The organism is Marinococcus halophilus (assembly GCF_900166605.1).
Classification (GTDB): Bacteria; Bacillota; Bacilli; order Bacillales; family Marinococcaceae; genus Marinococcus; species Marinococcus halophilus.
On the sequence record NZ_FVZD01000003.1, the window covers coordinates 97678 to 116039 of the forward strand.

15 protein-coding genes are annotated in these 18362 nt (G+C 37.4%); 8 read left to right on the forward strand and 7 right to left on the reverse strand.

The window, feature by feature from the left end; genetic code table 11:
* The first annotated feature begins 107 nt into the window (after positions 1-107).
* Both B5066_RS00660 and B5066_RS00665 read left to right on the forward strand, forming a co-directional pair.
* On the forward strand, positions 108-2015 hold the full coding sequence (locus B5066_RS00660) for an ATP-dependent nuclease (RefSeq protein WP_079474039.1): 1908 nt from the start codon (positions 108-110) through the stop codon (positions 2013-2015).
* Positions 2008-3897 (forward strand): UvrD-helicase domain-containing protein, encoded by a 1890-nt coding sequence (locus B5066_RS00665; protein ID WP_079474040.1) that lies wholly within the window; start codon positions 2008-2010, stop codon positions 3895-3897. Before B5066_RS00660 ends, B5066_RS00665 begins: the two co-directional genes overlap by 8 nt.
* A 560-nt stretch (positions 3898-4457) precedes the next feature.
* Here B5066_RS00665 and B5066_RS00670 read toward each other — a convergent pair.
* The 6 genes from B5066_RS00670 to B5066_RS00695 form a co-directional block, all read right to left on the reverse strand.
* A complete protein-coding gene (locus B5066_RS00670) occupies positions 4458-5282 on the reverse strand; it encodes an HNH endonuclease (protein WP_079474041.1) in 825 nt (274 codons plus the stop codon).
* Between the two features lie 228 nt (positions 5283-5510).
* Positions 5511-6467, reverse strand: a complete 957-nt coding sequence (locus B5066_RS00675) for a 2-dehydro-3-deoxygalactonokinase (RefSeq protein ID WP_079474042.1) — start codon at positions 6465-6467, stop codon at positions 5511-5513.
* A 27-nt stretch (positions 6468-6494) separates the two neighbouring features.
* Positions 6495-8423, reverse strand: coding sequence for a TRAP transporter permease (locus tag B5066_RS00680; RefSeq protein WP_079474043.1), 1929 nt, complete (start codon positions 8421-8423; stop codon positions 6495-6497).
* A 48-nt stretch (positions 8424-8471) separates the two neighbouring features.
* Entirely contained in the window at positions 8472-9515 is a 1044-nt protein-coding gene (locus tag B5066_RS00685) for a TAXI family TRAP transporter solute-binding subunit (RefSeq protein ID WP_079474044.1), read from the reverse strand.
* A gap of 20 nt (positions 9516-9535) precedes the next feature.
* Positions 9536-10456 carry a dihydrodipicolinate synthase family protein gene (locus tag B5066_RS00690; RefSeq protein ID WP_079474045.1) on the reverse strand — a complete coding sequence of 307 codons (921 nt, stop codon included), beginning with the start codon at positions 10454-10456 and terminating at the stop codon, positions 9536-9538.
* 17 nt (positions 10457-10473) lie between these two features.
* Positions 10474-11634, reverse strand: a complete 1161-nt coding sequence (locus B5066_RS00695) for a mandelate racemase/muconate lactonizing enzyme family protein (protein ID WP_079474046.1) — start codon at positions 11632-11634, stop codon at positions 10474-10476.
* Between the two features lie 262 nt (positions 11635-11896).
* On the opposite strand from B5066_RS00695, the gene B5066_RS00700 reads away from it, so the two are divergent.
* Entirely contained in the window at positions 11897-12685 is a 789-nt protein-coding gene (locus tag B5066_RS00700; RefSeq protein ID WP_079474047.1) for an IclR family transcriptional regulator, read from the forward strand.
* Between the two features lie 77 nt (positions 12686-12762).
* Here B5066_RS00700 and B5066_RS00705 read toward each other — a convergent pair whose 3' ends face one another.
* Positions 12763-13821, reverse strand: a complete 1059-nt coding sequence (locus tag B5066_RS00705) for a tyrosine-type recombinase/integrase (protein ID WP_079474048.1) — start codon at positions 13819-13821, stop codon at positions 12763-12765.
* Positions 13822-14220: 399 nt separating this feature from the next.
* On the opposite strand from B5066_RS00705, the gene B5066_RS00710 reads away from it, so the two are divergent.
* The 5 genes from B5066_RS00710 (at position 14221) to B5066_RS00730 (ending at position 18359) form a co-directional block, all read left to right on the forward strand.
* Positions 14221-14469: a type II toxin-antitoxin system Phd/YefM family antitoxin gene (locus B5066_RS00710; RefSeq protein WP_079474049.1), complete on the forward strand. Its 249-nt coding sequence runs from the start codon at positions 14221-14223 to the stop codon at positions 14467-14469.
* A gap of 128 nt (positions 14470-14597) precedes the next feature.
* Positions 14598-14693, forward strand: coding sequence for a type II toxin-antitoxin system RelE/ParE family toxin (locus B5066_RS16920; RefSeq protein ID WP_244897321.1), 96 nt, complete (start codon positions 14598-14600; stop codon positions 14691-14693).
* 468 nt (positions 14694-15161) lie between these two features.
* Positions 15162-15824, forward strand: a complete 663-nt coding sequence (locus B5066_RS00720) for a peroxiredoxin (RefSeq protein WP_079474050.1) — start codon at positions 15162-15164, stop codon at positions 15822-15824.
* Positions 15825-15999: 175 nt separating this feature from the next.
* Positions 16000-17346, forward strand: coding sequence for a cytochrome ubiquinol oxidase subunit I (locus B5066_RS00725; protein ID WP_079474051.1), 1347 nt, complete (start codon positions 16000-16002; stop codon positions 17344-17346).
* On the forward strand, positions 17343-18359 hold the full coding sequence (locus B5066_RS00730) for a cytochrome d ubiquinol oxidase subunit II (protein ID WP_079474052.1): 1017 nt from the start codon (positions 17343-17345) through the stop codon (positions 18357-18359). Before B5066_RS00725 ends, B5066_RS00730 begins: the two co-directional genes overlap by 4 nt.
* The last annotated feature ends 3 nt before the right edge of the window (positions 18360-18362 follow it).

Sequence of the window (18362 nt, forward strand, 5' to 3'; positions counted from 1 at the left end):
TATAAATAAACATTTATTCTATTTATGACTTATAAAGTGATAAAATCAACTTAAAGAAATTTATAAAATAATTTTAATTTAAGAAGCTTATCAAAGGAGAAATATTGATGTACTTATCTGAACTGAAAATATGGAATTTTAGAAAATATGGGCAAATAGAAAAAGATGGTGAAGTTCACCCCGGTCTTTCTTTGAAGTTAAACAAAGGTTTTAATTTATTAGTCGGAGAAAATGATTCTGGAAAGACAGCAATCGTTGATGCCATTAAACACACGATATTAACGCAAAGTTATGATTACATAAAACTAGAAGATGAAGATTTCCATTTACTAGAAGGATTAAATGAAAATGAAAGAGCTTCGGAAATTCGCATTGAATGCATATTTAGAGGATTTGATAATAATGAAGCTAAACACTTTTTAGAATGGTTAGGTTTTGAAGAAACTGAAAAAGGTCACCAATATTTTCTTAAGACTTTTTTAATTGCAAAAAGAAAAGGAAGAAAAGTTTATTCTGATATAAAAGCCGGTCCAGATGAAGACGGAAAGATGTTAAATGGCGAAGCAAGAGATTTATTACGTTCTATATATCTTACGCCTTTACGGGACGCCGGCAGGGAATTAACCCCCCGAAGAAACTCAAGATTATCACAGATACTAGATAGCCATGAATCATTCAAGGATAGTGAAGATGAACACTACATTTATAAAGTTATGAAAACGGCAAATGAAAAAATAGAAAAGTATTTTAAAGGGTTAGATGAAAAAGGCCAGTCATTAGATGATCAGCATGGAGAAGCATTGTTAAAAGAAATAAATGAATATTTAGGCGAATTTTCAGGAGTGAAAAATGATTTAAATTCCAATTTTTCGATATCTGACATGAGATTAAAGAATATCCTTGAAAAATTGAGTTTAAATCTATTATCTTCAAAATCCGGACTGGGCTCTCAGAATTTATTATTTATGGCTGTAGAACTTTTACTTTTAAAACGTGAGGGCTACTCTGGTCTTAAATTAGCATTAGTTGAAGAAATCGAAGCACATATACATACCCAAGCTCAAATCAGGTTAGTCGAATTTTTACAAGAAGAAGCTAACCGCTCCAATATTCAATTAATTTTGACTACGCATAGTCCAGTGTTGGCTTCCAAAATCAGTTTACAAAATTTAATTGTTTGCAAAAATGATAAAGTATTTCCTATGGGGGCAGACTATACAGAATTAGAAAATGGAGATTATTTATTTCTTGAAAGATTTTTGGATTCTACCAAGGCTAATTTATTTTTTGCTGAAAGTGTAATTTTAGTTGAAGGTGATGCGGAAAATCTCCTGATACCCACTTTTGCTAAAATTATTGATAAACCACTTTCTCAATTTGGAGTTTCATTAGTTAATGTAGGCAACATAGCTTTTCTTCGATATGCTAAAGTGTTCAAAAGAAAAAACGAAAATGAAGGTCTTCTAGAAATTCCGATTTCATGTGTTACCGATAATGACATTAAGCCAGATATCTATAAAACCTTTAAACAAGATGCTAATACGAGAGAAGATATCGATTCAATTGATGGAGAAAGACAACGTAAAAAGAACAGAATTGAAGGACAAAAAGTAAAAATGTTTATTTCTCCAGATTGGACTTTAGAATATGATATAGCATTAGGTAAACTTCAAAAATATCTTTTTAAAGCAATCTTACAAGCTGAGAAAATAAAAAATAGTAATCACATAGGTTTAACAGAAGAAAAAATGTTAGAAATAGATCAAGAAATAGCAGAAACATATAAACAATGGGATAATGATCGCTTGCCTAATGATGAGAGAGCATTCTATATCTATCATCATTTGATGATAGAGAAAAAAATATCAAAAGCAATCACTGCGCAATGCTTAGCTTCAATATTAAATGATGAGGATAAAGATGACATTCAACCTCTCATTTTAAGTGATAATAAATTACAATACTTAATTGATGCTATAACCTACGTAACAGACGGGAGAAATCAGTATGATTGAAATTAATCAAGAAGATATAAAAAATGCTGAAAGGCTATTACTTCCAAAAGGTGAGGTCTTTTCTGACGAAAGAAAAGAAATCATAACATCTTTAGAAACAAAAGATATTAAAGCTTGCCCTGGTAGTGGGAAAACAACAACATTGTTAGCCAAATTAGCCATCATTTCAAATAAGTTACCCTTAAATAATAACAATGGAGTGTGTGTACTCACGCATACAAATGTAGCTTTAAATGAAATCAAAACCAAATTAGGGGTTAATGGGGCAAAGCTTTTTAGTTATCCTAATAACTGTAGTACTATCCAATCTTTTATTAACCAATATTTGGCTATACCCGCCTACATAGATATTTATGGCAGAAGACCTGTCACAATCGATGACGATTTTTACAACGAAACAATCAAAAAAAAATATCACGAAATGCTCCCTTATAAACTTCGAAAGGGAATAGAGTACAAAAATACTAATATGATATACCAAATGAGATTTAATTTAGAAAGTAATAATTTAACCAATGGCATATACGGAAATTTATTATATAAAAATAAAACAAGTGAAACTTATCAGCACCTACATAGACTTAAAGTAGAAATGCTTAATATCGGTGTTTTATGTTTTGATGACGCCTATGCTTTAGCTTATCATTATTTAGATAAGTACCCAGAAATAAAAGAAGTTCTTTCTAAACGATTTTTCGGTGTATTTATAGACGAAATGCAAGACACCATGCGGCATCAAAATGATCTTCTAAACAATTTATTCAATGACTCTGTAATAGTGCAAAGAATTGGAGATCAAAATCAAGCAATTTATGACCATCAAGAAGGAAAAGAAGCCTGGAAAATTATCGAACCATCTCTTTCAATTTCTGATAGCAAACGTTTCTCTCCAGTTATAGCAAACACTGTGAAAAATATTTGTGTTAGCCCTCAAAGCTTAACTGGGAATCCAAAATTACCAGATATCACTCCAACACTTATCGTTTTTACCCGAGATACTATTAAAGAGGTAATTCCATACTTTGGAAAATTAATTTTGGAAAATAAATTGGAAAAAGAAGAAAAACCTGTATTCAAGGCTATAGGCTGGGTTACAAAAGAACACGAGAAATATGATACTCTTCTAGATTACTGGAATGATTTTGAAAAAAACATGAAACAAAAAAAGAATTTTAGTCACCTAAGTTCTTACTTAAATCCAGAAACACTAAAAGATTCAAGCAATTATGGAGCCCAAGTTTACAGACAATCAATTATTCAAGGAATATTAAAAGCATTAAGAATAATGGGAGAGCAAGATAAAAACCGTAAATTTTTTACGACTAATTCATTTTTAGAATTCTTGAAAGCGGAAGATGCTCAAATATACGAAAAATTTTCATTGAAATTAACCGAATGGTGCTTAGCCATTCAAAATAACTACAATATTTATAAAGAAGTAACAGAGTTTATCGAAAAAGATCTTCAATACATTTTTAAGTGGACTAAACCTAGCATTTTAAGCGATTTTTTAGAACTAGATAATGTGAAACATGAGGCTCAAACTTCCACCTCACCTAACACTTTCAAATTGTCTGACTCAGAAGTAGATATAAAAATCACACTTGATTCTATTCATGGTGTAAAGGGAGAGACCCACACAGCAACTCTTTATCTTGAGACTTACTTTTACGATTACGATATTCATCGAATTATAAATTATTTAAAAGGCGAGCATAAAAAAACAAATAAGCAACGTATTAAACAAAATCTTAAAATGGCTTATGTAGGTTTTACGAGACCTTCTCATATGCTATGTGTTGCAGTTCATGAAGAAACAATTAAAAATCATGAAGAAGATTTAAAAAAAGCGGGCTGGAAAGTCGAATATGTACAAAGTTAGAATTAACGATAGATTTGAAAAGATATTTTGATAAGAGATTCTATGTTCAAAAATACTTCTCGCTTGTAGCATAAAGATCCATTTGAAATCGAGCTTTTAAACTTTGATCTTTTTGACACCATGATCTCTGGGGCGTACCAGGTTATCTGTTCAGACGACCAGGTGGCCTGGAGGTGACGGATAATGGTCTGAAGCAGATCGGGCGTCGCTGACGATGGGCTTCCTGTGCTTGATGAGCTTAATATTTACCAGAAGATGTCTCGCGCCGGCATTCCCGGAAAATAATAGATGAATGAAGGGCCATAAAAGCCGTTATTCGCCCGTTGGACTAGTGGAGGCTCGTCAGAGTTCCACTGGTCCACGTTCGATCATGGTAAGATAAGAGGCCCCTCAAATATAAGCAGGAGCAAATCTTTCATACTTAATTGTTAGATCATATAATCTCAGGTTTGCTGGACGATAGAGTACTTCTTACGGCTATCGTCAGATTTGAGTTCCCTGAAAAACATCATTATCGAAACCAATGCCCAAGGGCCAATAGTACAGAAAATTATTACTCTTTACGGATTTTCTTTTTGCGCAATATAATCACTCAATTTTGCATTATACTTTTTTGCATCTACTCCGTAGTGAACGCGGCGATGACAATTCGGACATACAGCAGCAACCGCTTTTGGATGATCAGCCCCTCCATCTGATAACCGAAACAAATGGTGAATTTCTAAAAAGGGTTCTCCGTTCTCTTTCTGGAAAGGTGCTTCTTGATTACAAGCCTCACAATATCCCCCCGCCCTCCTCATCGCGTATTGCTTTACAGCTCTGGCTCTTCGATGAATCCATATAGTAGCTTTTCGTGGCTCGGTTGGAGCTTGAGTATTAGCTGCTATTCTTCGTAATTCTTCTAAAGGTTGATTTTTAAACGATTCTTCTGGAGTGTTAGCTTCTTGCTCAATATATGACATGCGCTCTAGATGAAAGATAATTACTTGCCGTTCTCTACTATCGTGATCAGGAGCAAACTTCAATTCATGACCAATGTAGACCATTTCATCGATGAACTTCACTACCCCAGAAGAAACGTATTGAAAAAGATAAATGGCTTTACCATTTACTGCATGATCACGAATAGCTTTGTTTCCTTTTGTAAAGCTCATATTTCCATGTTGACCTTCGCCAGTATAATAATAAATCGTGCGTGATTCATTCCACCCATCTACATAGCCATATTTTTCACCAGAGTCTCCAGTAAAAATAAAAATGTAAAGATAATTTGCTGGTGTAGAGATTCCACCTTGTTGTTGGCCCTGGTATAAATCATGAATATCTCTGCGACGATAATATTTTTCTTCATCAAAAGGTTCATTTTGCTTAAGTGTAGTGATCAATACTTTGCCCCCTTATTTGATATGTGTCTCCTAAAAAATTTCTGGTGCCTAGCAATACAAATTACGACTAAATATAAAAGCTAAAAGAAATCAAGCCTCTAGAGTGAATAATTACACTAGAGGCTTGATTTCTTCCTATAAATTTTTCGTCTAAAATTATTTTATCATGTTATTCTTTATCAATCTATTTATGCTAGTTCTATAATTGGCCTATTTAGCTTCACTTTTCTATTTTGAATTATAGATAGTAATCGCCCCTAAAGCATTCATTAGTTCTGTTTGAGCTTCAGATATAACTTCTAATTCCAACTTTGGATAATACATGGCCAAAATTCGTTGAAGAATTCGCGCAAATAATGGACGTCCGTAGAGAACAACTTTTCCATCAAACTCTTTTATTAACGGCTCAATAAATTGATAGTCTATTGCTGATAAAGCACCCAAACAAAAACTTGTATTAATAGTTTGACTTTTTTTATCTAAGACATCTAATATACGTGTTGAAAAAAGGGTTCTACCTATGCCTTCCTTAAAGGTTTGATTAAACCCTTCAAGCATCCATTCCATATCTAATTTTATTTCCTCTGTATTGCCTACGCTTTTCTCAAGAATAGAATCATTTAAAATAAAATTAGCAAGTTCTCCAGTTATAGATGTTTTGCATAAAACAATTTGATCACCTTTTACAATCATGGCTTTATGGTGTTGACCGTAATGTATGAACAGATATTCACTGTATTTTTCCTTTTTTGATTTTATATATCCTATGATACTACACTCTTCTCCTCTTAATATATCTCTCTCCTTTAATAGTTTATTATCTATTTTCATTCCAGGTACATAATAAACTTCACAATTGTCAATCTTGAAATGATCTTCTTTAACGATAGGGTAGTCTGTTAATAAAGTACCATTATCAATATGAGGAATATCTTTCACACCACTATTAGAAGTAATCATTCCAGACAACAATAGTGCGGAAACATCCTTTGCTTGAAGACAATGTTTATTTCTTATTTTCTTCATTCCCTGTTCTAGGCCTCTTATCAAACTATCATTAGAGCCGTTCAAGGCAACAGCTTTATTGCCAACGTCCTCAGTAATACTATCTACAAGTTTATTTCCCTCAAACAAACTTAATTTAGTCGCTTTAGGCTTAGATATAGCTACACATGTAAATGACAAGGTACCACCCTTAATTGTTATGACGTTTTAATTTACTTTATGTTCTATTTCGTAGTTTATTTTCTTCTTCTTGATCACTACTATCTGCATCACAGTTATTGCTAGAATGATGACAAAACTAATTATAGGAATAATAACGCTATTAAAGCTAATCATTCCTAGTGCTGCTGCAAGCAAAAGTAGTCTTTCCAGCAAATTCGTTTCTTTCAGATAACATCCTACAATAGCAGCAGCTAGGATAATTACCCCTATCAACGCAGTAATTATGGCATAAATGATGTCTAGCCAATCCCCTTGTAATAATAATTCATTATGGAAAACAAAGATGTACGGTATGATAAAAGCAGGGATAGCAATTTTAAAAGCTACTAACGAAGTGCTCATTGGTTTAGCCTTAGCGATCCCCGCCGCTGCATAAGAAGAAATAGCTACTGGCGGAGTAATTCCGGAAAAGACACCAAAATATAGAGCAAACAAATGAGCTGCTAAAACACTTACCCCTAAATCAACTAACGCAGGAACCGCAATTGCTGCTACCATAATATAAGCTGCACTAGTTGGTACTCCCATCCCCAAAATAATTGAAGCTATCATCACTAACGGAAGAATCAACAGAAGATGGCCTTGAGCTAAACCGATAACATTCGAGGCAAACGTAATACCGATGCCCGTTTGACTAGCTACGCCAATGATAATTCCAGCTGCAGCGCATGTTACCGCTATCATAACTGTCGCTTGTGCACCTTGGCTTAATGTAATTACAAGTTTTCTAAAAGACATGCGTGTAGATTTCTTTATGGCTCCTACCAACACTACTGAAGCTAATGCAATTAAAGCTGCTAGATATGGAGTATACCCAAGAAACAAAGCAATAATTATAATCACTAGGGGAATAGATAAATGAGCATTTTTTAATACATATTTCCATTTAGGAATTTTTTCTTTAGGAAGGCCTACAATCCCCATTTTTACTGCTTGAAAGTGGACAACAAATCCTATGCTAATAAAGTATAATAAAGCTGGAATCAACGCAGCAGTAATTACAGCAGTATAAGATAAACCAACAAATTCTGCTAAAAGAAAAGCTGCAGCGCCCATGACCGGCGGTAGAATTTGTCCTCCTGTAGAAGCAGCGGCTTCAATGCCTCCAGCAAATGCAGGTTTATAACCTACATTTTTCATCAAAGGAATGGTATAAGCTCCCGTCGAAGTTACATTAGCCGTTGAACTACCGGAAATAGACCCCATTAAACTACTTGCTACAACTGAAGTTTTTGCAGGTCCTCCTCTTGAGCGTCCAGCAATAGCGTACGAAAAATCTATAAAAAATTGACCAACGCCTGACTTTTCCAAGAAAACCCCAAAGAGCACAAATAAGAAAATAAAAGTTGCTGACGCTGCTAAGGGGATCCCGAAGATACCTTCTGTAGTAAATGCTAATTGTTCAATTAAACGTTCGAAACTAACGCCCGTATGAGCGAACGGGCCAATCATTAAATTTCCATATAGTGCATAAAGTATAGCTGCTAAAGCGATAATAACCATACTCCAACCAATGATTCTTCTGGTTGCTTCTAATATACTTAGAATTAATATAACTCCTACTAAAAAGTCTAAAGTAGTTAAACCTTCTACATAAGCTATTCTATTAACAATTCTTTCGTACTCAAATACGCTCAAGTATAAAATGGTTAAAGAAGAAATCACAAACATTGATATGTCAATTAATAAAGTGATAATGTTGCTTTTGTCTTTCATTAGTGGATATATTAAAAAAGAGACAGGCAATAAAAATGCTAGATGTAGACTTCGCATTTTGAAAGACTCTAAAACTCCAGTTAAGCCTAAATATATATGAAATAGAGAAGCACTAACAGCAATGATGAAAATGATACTTTTAATTATTTTACTTATATCCCAGGACTGGTTTGGAGAATTAGAAGAAAGATCAGACACATTTTCTCCTCCTCATTTTTTTATTTACCCCATCGTCATAATCCAAAATTAATTCTCTACACCTTCTTCTTCATAAAAGCGTTCAGCCCCTGGATGTAGGGGTGCTCCTAATCCTTCTGAAGCTTTTTCAGGATCAGATAAAAATTCTTTTACACCGTCGTTAATATTTCCTAACGTATTCATTCCTTCTTCAGAATTCATCCACTTTGTAACCTCATAAACAGCTTCTTCAGGCATATCTTTATTGGCTATGATAACTACTCCCCCGCCTACAGTAGCTTCTGCTTCTTCTTGATTTTTATAAGATTCAGCAGGGAGCTCCATTCCTTGATACCCATACTTATCCTCTAAATTTGAAATAACTTTTTCAGATAAGTCGAAAAACTTAAGTTCTCTAGATGAATTCATTTCTTCAATTGGAGCAGAGGGAAAACCAGCTAGTGAAGTAACAGCGTCAATGTGTCCATCTCTCATCAATGAACTAGCATCACTCATATCTACATGTTCAATTCGTCCGCCCCACTCTTCGATATCTTCATATGTTATGCCATATTCTTCTAATACTCGGCGCGTAAGCAGTTCATTCTCGGTTCCCTGGGGACCAACAGATAATTCTAGCGGGTACTTTTCCTTTTTAACTTCTTCTAAAGAATCAATGTCTGCGTCTTCTAATACTGCAATTTGAAAAACTGATTCAAAAACTTTTGCCACAGAAGTAATGTTAGATAGCTCGTTATCAAATGGTTCAATACCTTCTGTGGCAGCGTAACTTAATCCCGAACTCGAGTGACCCATTTGAGCTTCATTACTTTCTACTAGTTCTAAGTTTGATAGAGCACCCCCAGCCTTTACCGAAGTTTTCGCTCCTTCAAATTCACCGGAGATAAATTCACCAATTGAAGCCCCAATAGGGTACATAGAACCTGATTGAGCTCCCATGGTAAGATTAACGTTTAAGTTTGATAGTTCTTGATTATTATTTCCTTCTGAATCTTCATTACTTCCAGCATTTTCATTTCCACTACCACAGGCACTTAAAGTTAGCGTAGTTGCTAAAGCTAAAAAAGATAATTTACCGATTTTTTTATTCATTGTTATTTCTCCTCTCTATTTTAAAACAACACTTTTTTGTCTAACGCTAATAGATTTAGTTCTTCTGTGATTAAGTGAATTTCTTCCTTTATGGAGTTGTTAATGGGTACATTAGGGTTTCTTACTTTTGAAGTAGAAATAATTCCTCCATCTTTCAATATTTCTTTATGAACAGACATAGCGTATTTAGCTAATGTACCAATACGAATTAAAGGTAAATGTTTATAAAAGTATCTTTTTGCTTCATTTTCTTTTCCGGAAAAATATAAATCGAATATTTTCACACAAACTTCTGGAAATTCACAAGCGGGCATCGTCCCTATTGCTCCTCTTCTTACTTCCTCAAAAAGATACATGCCATTAAGCCCTCCAAAAACTTTCAAATTATCTCCCGCTTGGCTCAATACTTCTGTAATTTTTGTGGTGGTCGGCGGCGCTTCTACTTTTACATATTGAATGTTTTGGTTTTCGTTCGCCAACTTAACCATTATGTCTACTGGTATGGAGACCCCGCTTGCTATGGGAGCATCCTGCATCATTATCGGAATATCGACTTCTTTAGCAATCTCGGAAAAATATTCATACATGCTCTGTGCATCGGGTTTCACCATGTATGGGGGGAGAATCATTAAAGCATCAGCCCCTATTTTTTCTGCTTTTTTGCTAAGATGTATTGCTTGCTGTAAACCTGTGGCACCTGTACCAAAAACTAAGGGAACTCTACCATCCACTTCTTCCATAACGATATTGGCAATTACATCCCGTTCCTCTTCTGTTAATGTGTACATTTCACTAGCGTTTCCGAACAAAGATATACCATTTACTTTAGCTTCTAACTGGAACTGAACTAGCTTTCTAAGACTAGCTGTATCTACTTCACAATCTTCTGTAAAAGGAGTAGCTAATATTGGATAAACGCCTTTTAATTCTCTTATTTTCATCAATATCGCTCCATTCTTTATTTGTTAGTTGAGTAATAATTAACTTTTTCTTCATCTACCGTTATTCCTAATCCTGGCCCTTTAGGTAGTTGGTAATATCCACTTGAGCAATGAAGTTCACTTAATAAAATCTCATTAGCTATGGGAAAAACAGTTGGTTGGTATTCCAACATATAAAAATTATTAATAGAAGCACTTACATGTAAGGTAGCTGCCACAGAAATACCTAATCCAACACTTAAGTGGGGTGCCACTGAGACGTTAAAAGCTTCCGCCATACTAGCTATTTTTTTTGTTTCAGTTATCCCCGCTCTTCCAACGTCCGGTTGAATTATATCTGCTGCATTATTAACTAGTCGTTCTTTAAACTGATATTTTGTTCGTTTCGCTTCTCCTATAGCTATAGGAATACAAGAATTATCTCTAACAAATTTACTCCCTTCTATATCCTCAGGGATGACTGGAGCTTCAAGGAAATTTAAATTATAGGGTTCAAGTTTCTTTGAAAGTATTAAAGCTTCTTTGGGAGAGTATTTCCAGTGAGCATCTACCATGAAATTAACTTCTTCCAATGCATTTTTTAGACTAGAAGTAATTTTTACGTCTTCTTCTATACTATAACCAAGATGCAATTTTATATTATAAAATGCTTTTTCTTTCCATTCTTGAGCTAACATTAATTTTTCTTGGAGACTCTCTTTTGGCAAACCAGAAACATAAGCTGGAATTTCATTTCTATATGCTCCTCCTAATAATTGAAAAATTGGTTGTTCATTAAATTTACCAATAATATCCCAAACGGCTACATCTATGGCTGTTATAGCATCTACCATAAAACCAGAGAAATAACCTCGTTCTCTCATAGAATCGTAGAGTGTGTTCCAGATAAGATCGAAATTACGTGGGTCCTTACCTATTAAAAAAGAAGAAAATAAATTCTCAATTATAGTAGCTGGAATCTCTGGAGCTACTGGAGCTAAACATTCTCCCCACCCTTCAATTCCATGGTTGGTCGTGATTTTCACTAACATTGTTTCAATCTTTTTCGAATAAATAGAGCGATATTCTGGTCTAATATAATAGTCTTTATCGTTTTTATTTAAACTTGATGAATTACCTAAATAAATCATTCCTTTATCAATTTTCAGCGGAAAAGCTTCGACGTTAACTATTTCCAATTTTCTTTCACCCCGATTTATCACATTTTAAGAAAACGCATACATAATTATTTAAAATTTTTTCCTCCTAAAAATAAAATTAAATTCCATATTTCAGATTTGATATCCGTATATTGATATTAAAACACTAATAATGAATAATGGCAACAAAAAACTAAAAACAAACTTCTATTTAGCTCATTATGGTTATTTACTTTTAATTTCATTTAAATTCAGCTATAATTTTAAATATTAAATCTATATAGCGAAGGGTGTAACCAATATGGCTAATAATCAAGGAAAATCCCAAAGTGTCGATAAAGCTTTACAATTATTGGATTGTTTTTCAGACGCCCATTTCGAATTAAGAGTAGCGGATTTTTGTAAAATGCTAGATATGTCTCAAAGTAGTGTTTCAAGACTTCTTACAACTCTTGTAGACAGAGGATTTATTGAGAAGAATAATTTTTCTGGGGCTTATTTTTTAGGTAAAAAAGTTATTTCCTTAGCTGGAATTTCTCTTAACAATTATGAGATCCGGAAACAAGCTCTTCCTGAGCTTTATAACTTAGAACAAAGGACTAACCTGGGAGCTAATTTAGCAGTATTAAATGAAAATAAAATGTTTTATTTAGCTCATGTTGATAGTAGGAAATCTCCAAGGATGTATACTCTTGTAGGTTACACAAACCCGTTACATTCTACAGGAATAGGAAAAATTCTTATGGCGCATCTAGAGACAGAGGAAATTAATAGCTTAATTCAAGATTTAAACTTTGAAAAATACACCTCAAACACTATAGTAAACAAAGAGCAACTATTAAAAGCTCTTCAAGAAACTAGAGATCAAGGTTATGGCACAGAAATCGAAGAATTAGCTTGGGGTAGGGCTTGTATAGCAGCACCAGTAAGGGACAGAACTGGAAGGGTAGTGGCAGGTATTAGCCTTTCCGGCCCACTGTCCGAGATTAATTTAGAGGAGAGACAACAAGAATTAGCCAAAATATTAATTGAAGCAACGGATCTAATTTCATTAAAAATGGGATTCATTACTTCTCCGACTAGAATATAATAAGAAGATATTAACTAAGTTATATTCTCAAAATAAAAGGAGCTGTTCCATTCATCGGAACAGCTCCTTACCTTATACTAAGTGATAAAGTTACTATTGTTGACCTTCAATCCTGCATGTTCCCCATAATTTCTTCTACGCAAGAGATAACGCTCCGTCGTTCGTATCGACGCATGTCCCAACATATCCCGAACCGATGCAAGATCAGCACCATGCTCTAACATATAATACGTCGTATAATGACGGCACGTGTGTGGCGTAATAGGATCTCGACGATGTTGAACAAATGGGAAAGGCGCCGAGGCCATGAGCTTGCTGAAACGATCCCCGAGGTAGTTTACATGGTAATGTCCCCCATTTTTCTTTGGAAAGAACGCAGAGTCTCCTGTAAAGGTCTCGGTGATCATTTCCCTTTCTCTCCGGAAGTCTTGGAGAATACGCAACACATCGGCGAAAAGAAAAATCGGCCGCTCTTTTTCGCCCTTTCCCATAATGTGCAGAAAAAAGGCTCCTTCAGGCGAGCGCCATTCCAGGTCACGCCACTTGGCTTTGGCCAATTCTTCAATCCGCATACCTGTACTCGTCAGAACAACCAACAACGTGTAAGCAAATAAATCTTTTTGTTTGAAATAAGAGAGTAATTGCTGAACTTCGTGCTCATGAAGATCCCGGTCTACGAGCTCCTCTCTCGGTTGAGCAACAGGAGCCATTTTTGTCGTTAAATTTGTTTCTATCATATCTTCCTGTACGAGGAACCGCAGGAACTGTTTGATGACCGTACTATGACGTGCCAATGTGCTTGCCTTATATCCTTTCTCTCGCTCGAGATATAGCTGATACGCATAAATACGTTGAGCAGAAATTTCTCTTAATCCCCCGAACGCTTGTACATAAGTAAGGAATGGAACAAGTGTTTCTAAATATTTACGCTTTGTCCGCTCGCTTCTCTGTTTACGGAGCGTATTGTTTTTATGTAAATAAATGTACATCAAAAACTCATCGGGAATTTGCTCCCACTCTACCCCTTCGAAACCTTGAGAAGAGATATCTTTATACAACTCACTGTCCAGAAACGAGTGAGAGCTTTCCAATGAAAGAACTTGGGTGTGATGTCCTGGTAAAACAAGGTTGTTCATTCTACGCCCTCCCTATTGTTGTTCTTATCTCAAAACCTAAGGAAATTGAAGCTTTCTTTAGCCTTTATTTTATCATGATCAAGTGGTGTATAGTTGGTTAAAAATACAAATAATAATGTTTTTTTGGTTACTTAAACAATTACGTTTAAGTAAATGTAATTGTTTATATGTTTGATAAGGGTACTTTAAAAACCTCTCATAACATCTTTCACACTTCTGATACATACCAGAAAGCTTCCAAAGGGTTTTGAAAGGAGTAATGATAGTTTTTGACGCATGTGTTAAACATCTTATAAAGTTCTGCTTTTTCAATGATAAAAATTCAAATGTTTGTTAGGCAGAAATTTACATGAGAAAATCATCGACATATTGTACAATATAAAAAAGGAGCTGATGATGATGACCGTCATGAATTACTCCAATGCGCGAAAAAACTTTAAGAAATTGATTGATAAAGTCAACGACGACAATGAAGCCGTCACGATCACGACCAAAGAACGAAACGCGGTGCTCATCTCCGAAGACGAATACAATCAATACCTTGAAACCATCTATCTGTTAAACAACCCGAGCAACTCTCAGCATCTATCGGAATCTATCAATCAACTGACCCGGAAAGAAACCACGTCCGTTGATATTGATAAGTAAACTGAATGATTTCTTCACCCATCATGCGTTTCAGGACTACCAGTACTGGCAGACCAAAGATAAAAAAAACGCTCTAACGTATGAATCAATTGATTAAAAGTATTGAGCGAGATGGGGTTTTAGAAAGTATGGGGAAGCTAGAGAAAACAAAAGGCATTTTAGCCAGCTTTTACAGTGGTCGTATTGATACCGAACAACGGCTGATAACAGTGCTTATCCGCTAGATGGAAAATTGCACATCAATGCCTTTCGTCTATCTCCTTAACTGGACAGCAACCGTAATCCTTGCGGTTCCTCCCCCAACAAGACGACTTGATGAAACTGTTCCATATGTACGTCCTACTACTTTAAAAATACAAGCAAGGGGAGAATAACTATATCCTTTTCATTTATTATACCCCTTGTTGTATGTAGGACAACCGTAAATTGATAACGTTTTCTATTTACAAAACCAATAGTTAAATAAAATCTATTATTCCTTATATAACAATTTTTTTAAAACATCATCATAACAGTATTTATAAATCCTCAGTATACTTATCAATATGCTTATATACCCATACCCGTAATGTTAACATTCAATGACAATTCTGATGAAATCAGAAATTGACGTTTTCAATGTGATATATATTGGCTATAGGCTTCCTAAAAACCATTATTAATAATTTTAGAAAAAAGGAGATGATCAATTTATGGAACAACAAGAACAACAAACACAAGGCCAAGGCCTTCCGCGTATTGGGGAGCAGGCACCTGTTTTCGATGCGGTAACGACGCACGGAAATATCTCGCTGAACGATTATTCCGGGCAGTGGCTCGTCCTCTTTTCCCATCCGGCAGACTTTACACCAGTGTGTACGTCGGAATTTGTCGCTTTTCAGGAGGTGTACGGGCGATTGAAAGAAATGAACACCGAATTGCTGGGGCTCAGCATTGACAGTGTAAGTTCGCACATCGCCTGGGTCCGCAACATCGAAGAAAATTTCCAGACAACAATTGAATTTCCGATCATTGCGGATCTGGATCAAAAGGTCGCTACCCAGTATGGCATGGTCATGCCGGAATCTACCGGCACAGAAACGTCCCGGGCGGTCTTTGTCATTGATGACAACCAAAAAATCCGGGCCGTGATTTACTATCCTCTCTCCACCGGACGAAACATGGAAGAAATTGTCCGTCTCGTCGAAGCGCTGCGCACCACGGATGAGCATGGCGTTTCCACACCGGCCAACTGGAACTCCGGAGACAAAGCCATCGTGAGTCCGCCGAAGACCAAAGAAGAAGCGCAAGAGCGGATGAACAGCGATGAATACGACTGTGTGGATTGGTACTACTGCCAAAAAGACATCAAATAAGGAATAGGCTCCCGGCGAGGTCAGCCGAGGGTCTTTGCCTCGTTTCAAGGAGGTCTTCAGCGTGGGAGAAAATCAGGAAAAAAAGCTGGCCATTGTGGCCTTTATTGCTGCTTCGTTATTTTTACTTTCATTAATTGGACGGCTATTTTCATAGCTGATCCTGAGGGAGGATACCATGATTGATTATGATCCGGCCACCTACAGCCGTATTTTGACAGGATTAACATTAGGATTTCATATTATCTTTGCTTCCATTGGGGTTGGAGTACCGTTAATGATTGCCCTCGCCGAGTGGACCGGCCTCCGGAAACGGGACCCCCACTATACCCTGCTCGCCCGCAGATGGGCCCGGGGGTTTGTGATCACCGTCGCCGTCGGGGTGGTAACCGGGACGTCGATTGGCTTACAGTTGAGTCTGCTTTGGCCCAATTTTATGGAGCTCGCCGGTCAGACGATTTCTCTGCCGTTATTTATGGAAACTTTCGCCTTTTTCTTTGAGGCTATCTTTTTAGGCATTTATTTATATACATGGGACCGGTTCAAATCGGGGTGGCGTCATTTTTTACTCGTCATCCCCGTGGTGATCGGCGCCTCGTTATCGGCCTTTTTTATCACTACCGTCAATTCCTTTATGAATCAGCCGCAGGGCTTTGAACTCGTAAACGGGGTGCTCACCGATATTAATCCTCTGGTGGCGATGTTCAACCCGGCCACCCCGACGAAAACGGCTCACGTTATTATTACCTGTTACCTGGCATCCGCGTTTGTGCTGGGGGCCATAGCGGCCACCAAAATGATTCGGGGCAATCGTCATGCTTATCATAAAAAAGCGCTCCACCTGACCATGGTGTCCGCTTTCGTGTTCGCAGCAGCTACAGCCGCGATTGGCGATCTGTCCGGCAAGTATCTGGCGGAATATCAGCCGGAAAAATTAGCCGCTGCCGAATGGCATTTTGAAACGGAGGAACAGGCACCGCTGATTGTCGGGGGGTTTTTAGCAGACAACCAGGAGGTCACCGGGGCACTGGAAATCCCCTATGCCCTTAGTATTCTCGCCCACAGCAACCCCAACGAAGAAGTAATTGGCTTAAATGAATTCCCGGAATCCGACACCCCTCCGTTATATATTCATTACTTATTTGACGGCATGGTGGGCATTGGCATCTATTTGCTGGCGATTTCTTTTATGTATTTACTCATTCGCCGGATAAAGCCGGCCTGGCAATATAATAAATGGCTGATGCGCGGCATTGTCGCCGGTGGGCCGTTAGGCATTTTAGCCATCGAATTCGGGTGGGTATTCGCCGAGGTTGGACGCCAGCCCTGGATTTTGCACCAGATCATGCGTACGCCGGAAGGAGCGACCACGGCCGAACACGTAGATATCATGCTTTACTTGTTCATTGCCCTGTATATCGCCCTCGGAGTGACTGCCACTGTAGTACTCCGCCGGATGTTTAAAGAAAATCCAGCCGCTCATGAACTCGAACAGCGGTACGGGGACAGGAGGGATGACAAATGAACCTGGAAATCCTCGGCATGGGCGTGCTTTGGCTGTTTTTGTACGGCTACATGATCGTCAGTTCGATTGATTTTGGCGCTGGTTTTTTCCACTTCTTTAATAAGATTTCGCGGAAGGACCACCAGGTCAATTCGCTCATCCAGCGCTATTTGTCTCCCGTATGGGAAGTCACCAACGTCTTTTTCGTCTTTTTCTTTGTCGGCATCGTTGGCTTTTTTCCATCGACCGCCTACTATTTTGGCACTGCCTTACTGGTGCCGGTCAGTATCTCGATCGTGCTGATTGCGATTCGCGGGTCATATTACGCTTTTAATACGTACGGAGCCAAAGACAGCCCTGTCTATTCATTTTTATACGGAGCAACGGGTCTTTTAATCCCCGCTTCGCTGACCATCGCCCTCACCATTTCCGAGGGCGGGTACGTCAATGTTTCCAACGGGCAGGTTCGCCTGTTATACGGCGAATTATTTTCCAGTTTGTATGCCTGGAGTGTCGTGATTCTGGCGATCATCAGCGTGCTGTTTATCTCTTCTGCCTTTTTGCAGTACTACGCCCACAAAGCGGGTGATAACACGTCGTATCGATTATTTCGCCGGTATACCCTGTTCTGGTCCCTGCCAACGATCCTTGCCAGCGGCCTCGTCTTTATCGGTATTCGTCAGCACAACCCGGAACATTTTTCCAGCATGCTGAATATCTGGTGGATGTTTGGGCTTTCGTTCCTGTTTTTCTCCTTGGTCGTCTATCTCAGCTACCGGGGCAAGCGATTAGGAACAGCTTTTGTGTTCGTCATGCTGCAATATTTCAGCGCGTGGTTCGGCTACGGTGCCTCCCATCTGCCATGGCTTCTGTATGATGAGTTGACCATTTATGATGGGTTCGTTAATCAGACGATGGCCTGGTCGCTGATCACTGCGTTTATTGCCGGCTTTTTATTACTCATTCCCTCGCTGTATTTGCTCATGCGGTTATTTTTATTTGATGCCGCCTACATTCGAGGAGAAAGGAAGTAACCT